Raw genomic sequence first — 14,296 nt, 5'->3', positions numbered from 1 at the left:
CGTATTATAACGGGGTGCTCAATCTTCAACCACCTTTGTCTCGGCTTGTTGATGGTTTGTCTGTGGTATTATTTCCGGCGTTCTTGCTTGGGTGCAGGAAGCGCTTGGGGGATTGTTTTCCAAAACACGCTACGAGCACATCCATGTGCGCTTGTTTCGGGCCGTCCTTGGCCCTCAACAGTTTTGGAAAACAATCCCCCAATCACTTCCCGGGCGCCTGAGTTACTTGAAAAACGTAGGTCGGATTAGCCGAAGGCGTAATCCGACAACCCGGCTAACCCGACACCCAAACACTAAAATGACCCCCGAACGCCTCGCCCGAATCAAACAAACCCTCAATACCCGTCAACCGGACCTGAGCGTCCTCACCGACCAGGTCCACAAACCCCGGAACCTGTCTGCCATCATCCGCTCCTGCGACGCCTTCGGATTGGCCAACATGCACGTGGTCTGGCCGAAGGAAGGTTTCCGCGCGTTCCGCAAAACCGCCGGTGGCAGCTACCACTGGGTGACCACGCACACCCATCGGAGCATGGACGAGGCGATTGCCGATCTGAAAGGGCAAGGCCACAAGCTTTACGCCGCGCAGCTTTCCGACCGGGCCATCGATTTCCGTGAGGCGGATTATACGGTTCCCTGCACGGTGATCCTGGGTAATGAAGTGGATGGCGTTAGCGCCGACGCCGCGGCCCAGGCCGACGAGCACATTGTGATCCCGATGATGGGCATGGTGGAGTCGCTCAACGTCTCGTCCGCCTGCGCGATTATCCTGTCGGAAGCCCAGAGGCAGAGAAAACTGGCCGGCCTGTTCGACCAGCGTCGGCTGCCGGATGAAGAATACAACCGTTTATTGTTCCGCTGGTGCCAGCCAACGGTCAAACGCTACTGTGACGACCGCAACCTGCCGTACCCGCCCATCGACCCGGAAACCGGAGAGTTAATCGATGGAGTAGGCTGGATGCAGGAAGTCAGAAAGCTTAGGGCGAATCGCCCCAAGTGGAACGGCGAGCCTGGCAAAACAGAAGCTGTGTCAGAATAAAGTCGGGGTCAGATGAAAGCGTTCATCTGACCCCAGGTTCACGCAGGTGGAACGGCCAGCCCGGAAAAGTCGAGAGCGCATCAGAATAAAGTCGGGTCATATGTCAGATCTGTCCGGGGGTGGGAGGTCGTTCCTGCCGGAAAAAGATGTCTGAGCGAAGCGAGTTACTTTTTCCAGAAGGAACGACCTCCCACCTCCGGGCCAGCCCCAAAATCATCAGGCTACAAAGCGGCCTACCCGCAAGGCCTCACTCCTCCCGAGCCTCCAGATAACGCTGAAGCTGCTCCCGCAAAGCCTTGGGAAGCCGGGTAATCGTCAAAGCGTCTTTGTCACGGTCGTAGTACACCGCCTGGTTCACCAGGTCGGAGGAAAACGACACGCTCATGCCGCCGCCAGACCCCGCGATCCGTACCAGCTTCTTGACCTTGCGATGATCCGGGTGCAGCACGCCGCTTTCTGGCAACTCTGCGGTTTTCGAGGCAAATTCCTTGAAGCGTTGTGGCTCACTTTCGTCGAGATAGCCGGACAGCGCCTCGATTTCCACCGGCTCGCCCAGGGCATGCTGCTCCTTGCAGAATTCATAGGCCTTGTTGCGCACCTCACCGGCCTTTTCGGGTTCGGAGGATTTGGCAAAGGCCTCCACCGCATCCAGGAAGGTGATGGTTTCTTTTTCCACGTCCACCTGATTGGTAAACCCGCAGAGCCGGATAAACAGCTCGCCCGGCTCACCGGTGCCGCGGCCGTGGACCAGTGTGAGGTAATTTTCCGCCGGGTTGTTGCCACGCCAGTCGTCCAGTTCGATGCGAACGGCCAGATTCAGGCGGGAGAGGCTGAGAACGTCTGTGGCATCCAGGGTTTCGGTACCATCAAAGCGCATTGCGCTGTCGTTCTCCAGGATAAACAGGTAAAGCACCTCTGAGTCGGCGAGGGCGTCGTGCACGATCATCAGGTGACCATCGAACTCCTCCTGGCTGCCGTTCAGCAGTTCCTGCCACTGACCGAACAGGCGGTCGGTCATAGCGCCAAAGGTTTGCTTGTCTTCCAGGTAGTCTTTTAGCCAGGCGCTGAACGGGCACTCGCCAAGGTCTTCAGAAAACCGCCCGTATTTCTTGCCGGGTTTGCTATTGAACAGCCGCTTCATCTGCTTGTGCAGACCCTCGTAATCGCCACCGGGCTCCTGCAGGGCCTCACCGGCAACGAGTCGGGCGGGCTGGCCCGGCTGGTACTGGCTGGCAAAGGCAGTGCGGAGGTGTTTGATGGCCATTTTCGGCTCCTGTTCGTTGTTTCGGTTAACTCAGAGAGGCGGGATTCTGCCATGTATTGGTGTTGGATTCATTCGTAGTCTGCGGGTTCTGGGGGTGGGCCGCAGGGCAGGTGCGTATTTTTCTTACGAAAAAACAACTCGCTTCGCTCAGACATTTTTTTCTAGAGAAAAATACGCACCTACCCTACGTCCACGAACCTCTCAGTGGTCCGCGTTGCAGAGTGGCTGAATCGTTTCCCGCATTTTTTCCTGGGGCGCTAACACCGGAGTACGCCGGCGGTGGGGTGGGGGTATCTTTTTCTGCCGGGAAAAGATGTCTGAGCGAAGCGAGTTGCTTTTCACAAAGAAAAAGATACCCCCACCCCGACGCCAGCCACCGAAGTAGCCGGCCACCGAAGCAGAGGTATCCCGCATCTACTCAGAAGTCAGAAGTTAGATCCGTTTACCGCGAATCAGGTCCTGAACAACCGTATTAACCGCCTCAGGAACCTCCTGTTCGCTGTCGGCAGAGGCAGAAGCATTGGCGATGTCAGTGCCGAGGTTGACGGCAATGGCAACCAACCCATGGGAGGTCAGAAGCTGGGCAACGCGGCGGCGCTCGTCGGCATCGCCGGCGTTCTCTTCAGTGACCACGACAGTGGTTTTGCCCTGATCGAACAGTGCCCGTTCCAGTGCGAAAGCCAGCGCCGGCGCCTGCTTGCCATTGCAGGCAATGATCGCCGGTTTTTGTGCCAGGCGGCGCTCACGTTCGTCAGCGGATACCGGCTCCAGGGATTCGCCACCTTCTGCCAGGCCGGCAACCATGCCGGCACCGATGGTGACGTTGGTCAGCCGGTCGATGACGATAAAGCTGCCGGTGGCATGGTTGCGCTGGTAGGCATCAAAAGCGATCGGCTGGCTCAGGGTCAGCTCGCACAGGCCGATTTCATTGAGCTGCAGCGCCAGGGGATTCTCGTTCTTCTCAAGGGTGTTCACATCGGTCTGGTGATGGATCTTCTTCACTGTGCCCGAGGTAAATGTGGGCCCGAGCTTGATGTCGTACAGGCGACCGGTTTCCAGCGCTGCGTCGGTCATCCACACGATGTTTGCCTTGAAGCGATTGCCCACTTCCGGCTCGTCTTCCACTTTTACCAGCATGTCACCGCGGCTGATGTCGATTTCGTCGGTCAGCGTGAGGGTGACCGCCTGATCGATATAGGCTTCTTCGAGGTTGCCGTCGAAGGTGACGACTTCCTTCACGGTACTGGTGCGCCGGGAGGGCAGGGCCATGACCTGTTCGCCCGGGCGGATCACGCCGGAGGCGATGGTGCCGCAGAAGCCGCGGAAATTCAGGTTCGGGCGGGTGACGTATTGCACCGGGAAGCGGAAATGCTCCAGGTTCTTGTCCCGGCCCACTTCCACGGTTTCCAGAATTTCCATCAGGGGCTGGCCGGTGAACCAGGGCGTGCTCTCGCTCCGGTTTACCACGTTGTCGCCTTCCAGGGCGGAAATCGGTACGAAGCGGATATCCTTCAGGCCCAGCTTGGCGGCAAACGCCAGGTAATCGTCTTTGATTTCGTTAAAACGCTCTTCGCTGAAATCCACCAGGTCCATCTTGTTGATCGCCACTACGATGTGGCGGATGCCCAGCAGGGAGGCGATGTAGGAATGCCGCCGGGTCTGGGTCAGCACGCCGTGGCGAGCATCGATCATGAGGATCGCCACTTGCGCCGTGGAGGCACCGGTGGCCATGTTGCGGGTGTACTGTTCGTGGCCCGGGGTGTCTGCAATGATGAACTTGCGCTTGTCGGTGGAGAAATAGCGGTAGGCCACATCAATGGTGATGCCCTGTTCCCGCTCCGCCTGTAACCCATCCACCAGCAGGGCCAGATCCAGTTTTTCGCCGGTGGTGCCCATCTTGGCGCTGTCGGTCTTCAGGCTGGCCATGTGATCTTCATAGATCATCTTGGTGTCGTGCAACAGGCGACCGATCAGGGTGCTTTTGCCGTCGTCGACACTGCCGCAGGTCAGCAGGCGCAGGAGTTCCTTGTTCTCGTGCTGCTTCAGGTAGGCCTGAATGTCTTCGGCGATAAGGTCTGATGTATGTGACATGCTTGGAACCCTTGGAGATAAAGTCCGGGTCGGGTGAAGATTTTCACCGGGCCCTGTATTCGTTGCTATCCCGAGGTCAGATGAAGGCTTTCATCTGACCTCTCCTTCAGAAGTAACCTTCGCGCTTCTTCTGCTCCATGGAGCCGGCTGAATCATGGTCAATCACCCGGCCTTGCCGTTCGGAGCTGGTGGCCAGCAGCATTTCCTGGATGATCTCCGGAAGCGTGTCGGCCTCGGATTCGATGGCGCCGGTCAGCGGGTAACAGCCGAGGGTGCGGAAGCGGATGGATTTCATCATCGGTTTCTCGCCTTCCTTCAGGGGCATCCGGTCGTCGTCCACCATGATCAGGGTGCCATCACGCTCCACGACCGGGCGCACTGCGGAGTAATACAGGGGAACGATCTCGATGTTTTCCAGGTAGATGTACTGCCAGATATCCAGCTCGGTCCAGTTGGACAGCGGGAACACCCGGATGCTCTCACCCTTGTTGATCTTGCCGTTATAGATGTTCCAGAGCTCCGGGCGCTGGTTCTTCGGGTCCCAGCGGTGGTATTCGTCGCGGAAGGAGTACACGCGCTCCTTGGCCCGCGATTTTTCTTCATCCCGGCGGGCGCCGCCGAAGGCTGCATCAAACTTGTATTTGTCCAGGGCCTGCTTGAGGGCCTGGGTTTTCATCACATCGGTGTGCTTGGCACTGCCGTGGGTGAACGGGCCTATGCCCTGCTTGATGCCGTCCTCGTTCTTGTGAACGATGAGATCAAGCCCGTACTCTTTCACCTTGCGATCCCGGAAGTTGATCATATCCCGGAATTTCCAGGTGGTGTCAATGTGCATCAGGGGAAAGGGAGGTTTGCCCGGATAAAAAGCCTTGCGGGCCAGGTGCAACATGACTGCGGAGTCTTTGCCGATGGAATACAGCATCACCGGATTGTCGAACTCGGCTGCCACTTCCCGGATGATGTGGATGCTCTCGGCTTCCAGCTGCTTCAGATGCGTAAGGTTGTATGTGGTCATGGTAATCCGTTGCCGCCTTGCGGGCCGTTATGGCTGTGCGAATTGATAGTGCAACTCTAATTGATTATGCAACTATACCAGAGCCGGTAAGGGCATAAGAAGACGGCCAACTAGACATTGGCGTTATAACAATATAGCAGGCACCGGTGCGGGCTGGGGAAATTCGGGGCTCAGGCCGGGTTGCGGGAGTCGGCCAGTAATTTGGCAACGTAGCGATCGACATAATCGAAGCCGTTGCCCTCAAACTCTGCGAACTGAATACCCAACTGGAATTCGTCTCTGGCAATCCGGCGCATGTGCACGATGTTGCCGTCGGCAATTATGGAAACCGGTTGAGTGGCAACCACGGGCACGGAGAACCGGGTTTTGACCGCAATCCAGTTGCCGGGTGCGGGTGTTTTTTGCTCCGGAATCAACTGCTTGATGGTATCCTGATTGCAGGAGATCATGACTCCGGTGCGTGAAAGATTGGCAACCGAACAGGTCAGGCAGCAGCCGTCCGGCTTTTCAATGGTGATATCAGTGGCAACGTCTACCCGTTGCTGGTTGCGCAGATTCAGTTTGGCGGCGACAGGTTTCATTTTTACTCTTCTGGCGTGTCCGGTTGCAAAGGAGGCTGCCTTTCCCATAAGTCCCTTCCAGAAAAACACTCAAGCTCACGATAAGCACATGAAAGTGTAATTGTTTACTTTGTGATCAGCAAGAAGTCTGCCATCCATTATCGCTGTTTTATCAGTTATTTCTGAACGAAGCGTCACAAAAAATGACACGTGTCAGTATTTTCCACCGGTCCGGCCGGTCCGGCTTTTGCTGCAGCCGGCACCGTGCCTGGTGTAAAATGCCCGCTTCATTTATTGGCGAGCTTTTATCCAGCTCCGGGACTTCTTACTTACATGACAGACAATACCCAGAACCCTGCGCCCACAACCGGTCATGGCAAGGTCGGCTTTATCAGCCTCGGCTGCCCGAAGGCCCTGGTGGATTCGGAGCGGATCCTTACTCAACTGAGGCTGGATGGCTATGATGTGGTTCCCACTTATGACGACGCTGATATCGTGGTGGTGAATACCTGTGGCTTCATTGATGCCGCCAAACAGGAATCCCTTGATGCCATCGGCGAGGCCATCAGCGAAAACGGTAAAGTCATCGTGACCGGCTGTATGGGCGTCGAAGCCGACAGGATTCGTGAGACCCACCCCGGTGTTCTAGCGGTTTCCGGGCCCCATGCCTACGAGGAAGTGGTGGGAGCTGTTCACCAGTTTGTTCCCCAGAAGAAGCAGCACGATCCATTCACCGATCTGGTCCCGCCACAGGGTATCAAACTGACGCCAAGGCATTACGCCTATCTCAAGATTTCCGAGGGCTGCAACCACCGCTGCACCTTCTGCATCATTCCCTCCATGCGTGGCGATCTGGTAAGCCGCCCCATCGGCGATGTGATGGATGAAGCCCAGCGCCTGGTGGACGCTGGTGTAAAGGAGCTGTTGGTGATCTCCCAGGACACCTCGGCCTACGGAGTTGACACAAAATACCGCACCGGTTTCTGGCAGGGGCGGCCGTTAAAGACCAAAATGCAGTCGCTGTGCGAAGCGCTCGGAGAAATGGGCGTTTGGGTGCGCCTGCATTACGTTTACCCGTACCCCCATGTAGACGACATCATTCCCCTGATGGCCGAAGGCAAGATCCTGCCGTACCTGGACATCCCGTTCCAGCACGCCAGCCCGAAAGTCCTCAAGGCCATGAAACGCCCGGCCCACGACAGCAAAACTCTGGAGCGCATCCGCAAGTGGCGGGAAATATGCCCCGAGCTGACCATCCGGTCGACCTTCATCGTCGGCTTCCCCGGCGAAACCGAGGAAGATTTCCAGTACCTGCTGGATTGGCTCGACGAAGCGCAGCTGGACCGCGTGGGTGCGTTCAAATACAGCCCGGTGGAAGGTGCCAAAGCCAATGAGCTGGAAGGCGCGGTTCCGGAAGAAGTCAAAGAAGAGCGCCTGGCCCGCTTCATGGAAAAACAGGCCCAGATTTCCGCCGCCCGCCTGCAGGCTAAAATCGGTAAAACCATCGACGTTCTGATCGACGAAGTTGACGAAGAGGGCGCTATTGGTCGATCAAAGGCCGATGCGCCGGAGATCGACGGCATGGTTTACCTCAACGACGAGACTGACCTCGTTCCCGGGGAGATTGTTCAGGCTGTTGTTGAGCATGCCGATGAGCATGACCTTTGGGCCCGTTTGGTGTAATTGGCCTCTTGTGGGGCTCCTGGCGTTTTTGGATTGGAACTGACGCCCGGGCGGGGACGGCTTTCCAAAACACGCTCCTTGCGGCACCCCTCCGGGGTCCGGCCTGCAATCGAAGATTGCAGTCGTGAGGCTGTCGCATGAAGCTACGCTTCATAAGCGCTCGGCCCCACCCATGTGACGCTTGGGCTCCGCCATCCCTGGCTCCGCACAGTTTTGGAAAGCCGTCCCCGCCCGCGCTGGTCGAACAGACAGTTATCGCCAAATTCCTGATGTAGGTCGGATTAGGCGAAGCCGTAATCCGACAAGCGGTTTCGATCATTAATGCGGTGTCGGATTACGCCTTGCTAATCCGACCTACGGAGTTCGCAGGCCTTGGCGGGAAGCTTCTCCCAAAAATGTTGGAGGCCAAGGATGGCCGGAAACAAGCGCACATGGACGTGCTCGTAGCGGTTTTTGGGAGAAGCTTCCTGCCAAGGCCTCCCCCGCAATAACGAAGCTGGGGCCGCAATCAATACCACGACCCACAGCTAGCAGGAGAACCGAAAAGTCAGCCCCCAAGCTTCTTAACCAGAATCTCGTTAAACAGCTTCGGATTCCCCTGACCCTTGGACGCCTTCATTAAAGGCCCCATAAACCCGCCAAGCATCTTCTTCTGTTTCTTGGGATCGGATTCCTGCTGATACTGGGCCACCTGATCCGGCATGCCGGCCAGGACCTCATCCACCATGGCTTCGAGGGCGCCGGTGTCGGACACCTGCTTCAGGCCATTGGCGTTGATGATGGCGTCGACATTGTCGTTCTCGCCAGACCAAAGCGCCTCGAAGACCTTCTTGGCACCGGCGGACGAGATCGTGTTGTCGGCAACTCTTACCACCAGGTCACCCAGTTGGACGCCGGTGATGGGCGAGTCGGCAACGGACTTTTCCTCAGCATTCAGGCGCGCGGAGAATTCGCCCTGGATCCAGTTGGCCACCAGCTTGGCGTCTTTGCAGTGGCTGGCCGCTTCTTCGAAGAAGGCGGCCAGTTTTGAATCGCCACTGAGCAGGCTTGCGTCGTAGTCGTTCAGGCCATACTGCTCCTTGAAGCGCGCTTTGCGGGCGTCCGGCAGCTCGGGGAGGCGGTTGCGGGCCTCTTCGATGAACGAGTCATCGATTTCCACCGGCAACAGGTCCGGGCAAGGGAAGTAGCGGTAGTCGTTGGCTTCTTCCTTGGTGCGCATGGAGCGGGATTCGTCGCGGTCACCGTTGTACAGGCGGGTTTCCTGCACAATGCGGCCGCCGTCCTCCAGAATGTCCATCTGTCGCTCGACTTCGTGGGCAATGGCCTGCTCCATGAAGCGGAACGAGTTCAGGTTCTTGGTTTCGGTGCGGGTGCCCAGGGTGTCCGAGCCTTTGGGCTTCAGGGAGATGTTGACGTCGAAACGCATGGACCCCTGGGACATATCGCCATCACATATGCCGAGGGATGTCACAATCCCGTGCAGCTTTTTCGCGAACGCCACGGCTTCTTCCGCGTTGGTCATGTCTGGTTCGGTGACCACTTCAATCAGCGGCGTGCCGGCCCGGTTGAGATCCACACCGGTCATGCCGTGAAAATCCTCATGCAGGGATTTACCGGCGTCTTCCTCCAGATGGGCGTGGTGAATGCGCACGCGCTTGGTTTCGCCATTGGCCAGATCAATGTCGACATAGCCGGGGCCGACGATCGGGCGCTCCAGTTGGGTGGTCTGGTAGCCCTTGGGCAGGTCCGGGTAGAAATAGTTCTTGCGTTCAAATACCGAGCGGCGCTCGATCTCGGCATTCACCGCCAGGCCGAACATCACCGCATAGCGGAAAGCCTGCTCGTTGGGCACCGGCAGGGTGCCGGGCATGGCCAGGTCAACGGCATTGGCCTGAGTGTTGGGCTCGGCACCGTAGGCGGTGCTGGAGCCGGAAAAAATCTTGGTCTTGGTGGCGAGCTGAACGTGAATTTCCAGCCCGATCACAATGTCCCACTGCATAGTCATTCTCCTGTCCCGGGCTTATTGCGGTTCACGCTGGTGCCAGTCGGTCACCTGCTGGAATTGATGGGCGGCGTTCAGCAAACGGGCCTCGGAGAAATAATCCCCGATGATCTGCAGTCCCACCGGCAGACCGTCCACAAAACCGGCCGGCACCGACATGGCCGGCACGCCCGCCAGGTTGATGGCAATGGTGAATACGTCCTCGAGGTACATGGTGACCGGATCGTTGGTCTTTTCGCCCTGGATAAACGCAGGCGAAGGCGTGACCGGGCTCATCAGCACGTCCACTCCCTTGAAGGCGTTGATGAAATCCTGCTGGATCAGCCGGCGAACCTTTTGGGCCTTGAGGTAATAGGCATCAAAATAACCCGCAGAGAGGGCGTAGGTGCCCACCAGGATCCGGCGCTTCACCTCAGTGCCAAAACCCTCGGCACGGGATCGAGTGTACAGGTCCATCAGGTCCTTCGGGTCGTCGCAGCGGTAGCCGTAGCGAACTCCGTCGAAGCGGGACAGGTTGGCCGAGGCCTCCGCCGGTGCAATCACGTAATAGGCGGCAATGGCCAGCTTGGCGTTGGGCAGCGACACCTCTTTAACAGTGGCCCCCAGCTTCTCGTATTCTTTTACCGCGTCGCGAACCTGCTGTTCCATCGCCGGGCTGAGCTGGTCACTGAAGTACTCCTTCGGCAAGCCGATCTTCAGACCTTTCAAGGGCTCGTTCAGCGTGGCGGTGTAATCCGGCACCTCACGATCAATGGAGGTGGAGTCTCTCGAATCAAAGCCCGCCATGACATTCAGCATCAGCGCATTGTCTTCTGCTGTGCGAGCCATGGTGCCGCCCTGGTCGAGACTGGAGGCAAAGGCAATCATCCCGTAGCGGGATACCCGGCCATAGGTCGGCTTCAGCCCGGTCACACCACACAGCGCCGCCGGCTGGCGGATCGAACCGCCGGTATCCGTCGCCGTGGCCGCCGGTACCAGCCGGGCCGCCACTGCTGCTGCCGAGCCGCCGGAGGAGCCGCCCGGCACCCGCTTCTCACCCTGGCCCAGCCCCCAAGGGTTGGTCACCGCCCCGAAATAACTGGACTCATTGGAAGACCCCATGGCGAACTCGTCCATGTTGGTCTTGCCCAGACACACCGCACCCGCCTGGCGGAAATTCGCCGTAACGGTGGCATCGTAGGGCGGAACAAAGTTCTCCAGCATACGGGAACCGCATGTAGTACGAACACCGTTGGTACAGAAGATATCCTTGTGCGCGAACGGAATGCCTGTCCAGGGCGTGGTATTCCCTGCTGCCCGCTGCTCATCCGCCGCCCGGGCATCGGCCAGCGCCTGTTCTTCGGTCACAGTAATAAAACTGTTGTACTTGCCATCTTCCCGCTTGATGCGGTCGAGGAACTGCTGGGTCAGCTCCAAGCTGGAAACCTGGCCGCTTGCCAGTTCCCGGGAAAGCTCTGCTACGGACTTGTTATGCATGATGAATCCTGAAATCGCTGTTCGTCAGATCACTCAATTCCCGTGAATCGCTCTGTAGCTCATTCACTCGTTTGCTTATTCAATAACCCTGGGAACCAGATAAAGCCCGTTCTCGGTGGCTGGCGCAATCGCCTGGAACGCCTCCCGCTGATTGGTCTCGGTCATCTCATCGGCGCGCAGACGCTGGACGGCATTCAGCGGATGGGCCATGGGCTCCACCGAATCGGTATCGGCCGCACCCAGCTGATCCACCAGATCCAGGATATTGCCCAGATCCTTTTCCAGTGCCGAAACCTGCTCGTCATCCACACGAATGCGGGCGAGCACAGCGACTTTCTCAATGTCCTTGCGGGAAATGGTCACGCATTACCTCCCAGATAAATGAAATGTCGGTAATAAATCTTTAGAGTTTGAAGGTGAATCTGAAGTTCGGGGTCGGTCGGAGATTGCCTTTCAAAACGGTTGAGGGCCAGGGACGGCCCGAAACAAGCCCACATGGATGTGCTCGTAGCGTGTTTTGAAAGGCAATCTCCGAGCGGCCCTCCGCCCAAGGTAAAAAATTAAAGCGCTATGGTAACAGATTCGAACAATCGCGGGAGGCCCCGGGCCACAAGGTAAATGTGTGAACCGTAAGGCGCGAGGCCCGTTCACGCCTTGCCTGCGGGGGTGCTCACTGCTAAAGTTGCCGCATCTTTTCTACGCGACTGCAACTCTCAGGTTGAAACTACACGAATGTTGATAAAAAGACTCCGAGGCTTATTCTCAAGCGACCTGTCCATCGACCTGGGCACCGCCAACACCCTTATTTATGTGCGCGAGCGCGGAATCGTGCTGAACGAGCCCTCCGTTGTTGCCATCCGCACGAGTGGATCCCAGAAAATGGTCGCCGCCGTCGGCGCCGAAGCCAAGCGCATGCTGGGCCGCACCCCGGGCAATATTACCGCCATCCGCCCGATGAAAGATGGCGTGATCGCAGACTTCGTGGTCACTGAAAAAATGCTCCAGCACTTTATCCATAAAGTGCATGAGAACAGCTTTATTACCCCGAGCCCCCGGGTACTTGTCTGCGTACCCAGCAAATCTACCCAGGTCGAGCGCAAGGCCATTCGCGAATCCGCCCTGGGTGCCGGTGCCCGTGAAGTCTTCCTGATTGAAGAGCCCATGGCCGCAGCCATTGGTGCCGGCCTGCCGGTGGAAGAAGCCAGCGGTTCCATGATCGTGGACATTGGTGGTGGCACCACTGAAATCGCCATCATCTCCCTGAACGGCATTGTCTATGCCGAATCAGTCCGGGTCGGTGGTGACAAGTTCGACGAAGCCATCGTCACCTACGTGCGTCGCAACTACGGCAGCCTCATTGGCGACTCTACCGCCGAGCGCATCAAGCACGAAATCGGTTGCGCCTACGAAGGCCTCGACATTCGCGAGATCGACGTTCGCGGCCGCAATCTGGCAGAAGGGGTGCCCCGGGCCTTTACCCTGAACAGCGAAGAAATTCTCGACGCGTTGCAGGAATCCCTGGCGCAGATAGTCCAGACCGTTAAAAGCGCACTGGAGCAGTCACCGCCTGAGCTGGCCTCCGATATCGCCGAGCGTGGTATCGTACTGACCGGCGGCGGGGCACTGCTGCGCGGGCTGGACAAACTGATCAGCGAAGAAACCGGACTGCCGGTGATCATCGCTGAGGATCCACTGACCTGTGTCGCCCGTGGTGGCGGCAAGGCGCTGGAAGTGATTGACCGGGGTGGCATCGGAATGTTCTCCCAGGAGGGATAATCCTGCAGGGGAGGGTTCGCCATTAAAACGATCTTTGTCCAGGGGCCTGTTCCCGGTTTCAGGCTCTTCCTGGTTCTTCTCGTATCGGCAGCCCTTGTGGTTGCCGATGCGCGTTTCGACAAGCTCTCATCCGTGCGCAGCACCATTGCCACGGGCCTGGCGCCGGTGTACTGGCTTGGCAATGCGCCCTACGAATTCTCCGATTGGGTGGCGGGGCTCTTTGTCAATAAACAGGACCTGCAGGAGGAGAACGAAGACCTCCGGGCCCGTTTGCTGATTCTTGAGCGCCGAGCCCTCAAGTACGCGGCCCTCGCTTCCGAGAACAATGAACTGCGCCGCCTGATGAACTCCTCTGAAGTGCTGGACGACCGGGTCATCGTCGGTGAGGTCGTCGGCGTCTCTCCGGATCCGTTTTCCCATGAGATTATCATCAACAAAGGCCGGCGGGATGGCGTGAAGCCCGGTCAGGCCATTCTCGATGCCCACGGTTTGATGGGGCAGGTCGTGCAGAGCAGTCAGCTGACCTCCCGTGTTCTGCTGGTGTCAGACAGCAGCCACGCGGTTCCGGTGGAAGTGGTGCGCAACGGGTTACGGGCCATCCTGCTGGGCACCGGCGACAGCGATACGCTTGATCTGGTTCATGTTCCAGATACCGCCGACATCCGCGAGGGCGACCTGCTGGTAAGTTCCGGCCTCGGTGGCCGATTCCCCCGGGGCTACCCGGTGGCTGAAGTGAGCCGTATTACCATGGAACCCGGTGAGCCGTTTGTATCCATCGAGGCGACCCCGAAGGCGCAACTGAACCAGAGTCGCCTGGTGTTGGTGGTGTTTCCGCCAGAAGGGAAATCGGCAGGCGATCAGGTTGCTGAAAGTGCCTCCGGGGCAGGTACCGAGCAGGGAGGGCAGGATTGATGTTGTCGGTGATCAGCTATCCGGTTTTTGTTCTCTCCGTTATCGTCGCCCTGGTTTTCAGCATTTCACTGTTTCCCATCGGCTGGTTCGAATTCCGGCCTGAGTGGCTGGGTCTGGTGGTTTTCTACTGGACCTTCCGGGCGCCGGCCCAGTTCGGCATTCTACTGGCCTGGTGTCTCGGCCTGCTGCTGGATGTCCTTGAAGCCACGCCCCTCGGTGTAAATGCCATGGCCATGGCGCTCATTGCCTTCCTGGTGCTCACGATCCACCAGCGCCTTCGCATGTACCCGATGCCCCAGCAGTGTCTGATGGTGTTCCTGTTGCTGGGCATCAACCAGATGCTGGTGCACTTCATCAAGCAGTTGCTGGGCGCCGAGGATGCCGGGTTCAGCTACCTCTGGCCGGCCCTGACCAGCGCCCTGGCGTGGCCGGTATTCTCCATCCTGCTGGACAATATTAACCGCAAACTGGGTTAGCC

General features: G+C 58.1%; 12 protein-coding genes. 5 read left to right on the top strand and 7 right to left on the bottom strand.

Annotated elements, in window-relative coordinates; translation table 11 throughout:
- Window positions 1-298 precede the first annotated feature (298 nt).
- Entirely contained in the window at window positions 299-1,039 is a 741-nt protein-coding gene (gene trmH, locus msub_RS09300; protein ID WP_048495754.1) for a tRNA (guanosine(18)-2'-O)-methyltransferase TrmH, read from the top strand.
- Between the two features lie 247 nt (window positions 1,040-1,286).
- On the opposite strand, the gene msub_RS09295 is transcribed toward trmH, so the two are convergent.
- From msub_RS09295 to msub_RS09275, 4 genes are all read right to left on the bottom strand, one after another.
- Window positions 1,287-2,303: a nucleoid-associated protein gene (locus msub_RS09295; RefSeq protein ID WP_048495753.1), complete on the bottom strand. Its 1,017-nt coding sequence runs from the start codon at window positions 2,301-2,303 to the stop codon at window positions 1,287-1,289.
- 432 nt (window positions 2,304-2,735) lie between these two features.
- Window positions 2,736-4,394, bottom strand: coding sequence for a sulfate adenylyltransferase subunit CysN (gene cysN / locus msub_RS09285; RefSeq protein ID WP_048495751.1), 1,659 nt, complete (start codon window positions 4,392-4,394; stop codon window positions 2,736-2,738).
- Between the two features lie 106 nt (window positions 4,395-4,500).
- Window positions 4,501-5,409, bottom strand: coding sequence for a sulfate adenylyltransferase subunit CysD (cysD, locus tag msub_RS09280; RefSeq protein WP_048495750.1), 909 nt, complete (start codon window positions 5,407-5,409; stop codon window positions 4,501-4,503).
- A 170-nt stretch (window positions 5,410-5,579) separates the two neighbouring features.
- Window positions 5,580-5,990 (bottom strand): PilZ domain-containing protein, encoded by a 411-nt coding sequence (locus msub_RS09275; protein WP_048495749.1) that lies wholly within the window; start codon window positions 5,988-5,990, stop codon window positions 5,580-5,582.
- 312 nt (window positions 5,991-6,302) lie between these two features.
- On the opposite strand from msub_RS09275, the gene rimO reads away from it, so the two are divergent.
- On the top strand, window positions 6,303-7,652 hold the full coding sequence (gene rimO, locus msub_RS09270; protein ID WP_048495748.1) for a 30S ribosomal protein S12 methylthiotransferase RimO: 1,350 nt from the start codon (window positions 6,303-6,305) through the stop codon (window positions 7,650-7,652).
- Window positions 7,653-8,199: 547 nt separating this feature from the next.
- Here the strand turns inward: rimO and gatB are convergent.
- The 3 genes from gatB to gatC all read right to left on the bottom strand — a co-directional run bounded on the left by gatB (window position 8,200) and on the right by gatC (window position 11,493).
- Window positions 8,200-9,651, bottom strand: a complete 1,452-nt coding sequence (gatB, locus tag msub_RS09265) for an Asp-tRNA(Asn)/Glu-tRNA(Gln) amidotransferase subunit GatB (protein ID WP_048495747.1) — start codon at window positions 9,649-9,651, stop codon at window positions 8,200-8,202.
- A 21-nt stretch (window positions 9,652-9,672) separates the two neighbouring features.
- Entirely contained in the window at window positions 9,673-11,130 is a 1,458-nt protein-coding gene (gene gatA / locus msub_RS09260; RefSeq protein ID WP_048495746.1) for an Asp-tRNA(Asn)/Glu-tRNA(Gln) amidotransferase subunit GatA, read from the bottom strand.
- A gap of 75 nt (window positions 11,131-11,205) precedes the next feature.
- Window positions 11,206-11,493, bottom strand: a complete 288-nt coding sequence (gene gatC / locus msub_RS09255) for an Asp-tRNA(Asn)/Glu-tRNA(Gln) amidotransferase subunit GatC (RefSeq protein ID WP_048495745.1) — start codon at window positions 11,491-11,493, stop codon at window positions 11,206-11,208.
- A 372-nt stretch (window positions 11,494-11,865) separates the two neighbouring features.
- Here gatC and msub_RS09250 point away from each other — a divergent pair, with 372 nt between their 5' ends.
- From msub_RS09250 to mreD, 3 genes are read left to right on the top strand one after another with little or no spacing between them, the layout of a single operon-like run.
- The gene (locus msub_RS09250) at window positions 11,866-12,906 is read left to right on the top strand and encodes a rod shape-determining protein (RefSeq protein ID WP_048497043.1); all 1,041 of its coding nucleotides are present in this window, start codon (window positions 11,866-11,868) and stop codon (window positions 12,904-12,906) included.
- 30 nt (window positions 12,907-12,936) lie between these two features.
- Window positions 12,937-13,818, top strand: coding sequence for a rod shape-determining protein MreC (gene mreC, locus msub_RS09245; RefSeq protein WP_082146445.1), 882 nt, complete (start codon window positions 12,937-12,939; stop codon window positions 13,816-13,818).
- A complete protein-coding gene (gene mreD, locus msub_RS09240; RefSeq protein ID WP_048495743.1) occupies window positions 13,818-14,294 on the top strand; it encodes a rod shape-determining protein MreD in 477 nt (158 codons plus the stop codon). Before mreC ends, mreD begins: the two co-directional genes overlap by 1 nt.
- The last annotated feature ends 2 nt before the right edge of the window (window positions 14,295-14,296 follow it).

This window comes from Marinobacter subterrani, from assembly GCF_001045555.1.
Taxonomy (GTDB): domain Bacteria; phylum Pseudomonadota; class Gammaproteobacteria; order Pseudomonadales; family Oleiphilaceae; genus Marinobacter; species Marinobacter subterrani.
The sequence above is the reverse complement of the archived record's forward strand: the minus strand, read 5'-3'. Positions and strand labels throughout refer to the sequence as shown.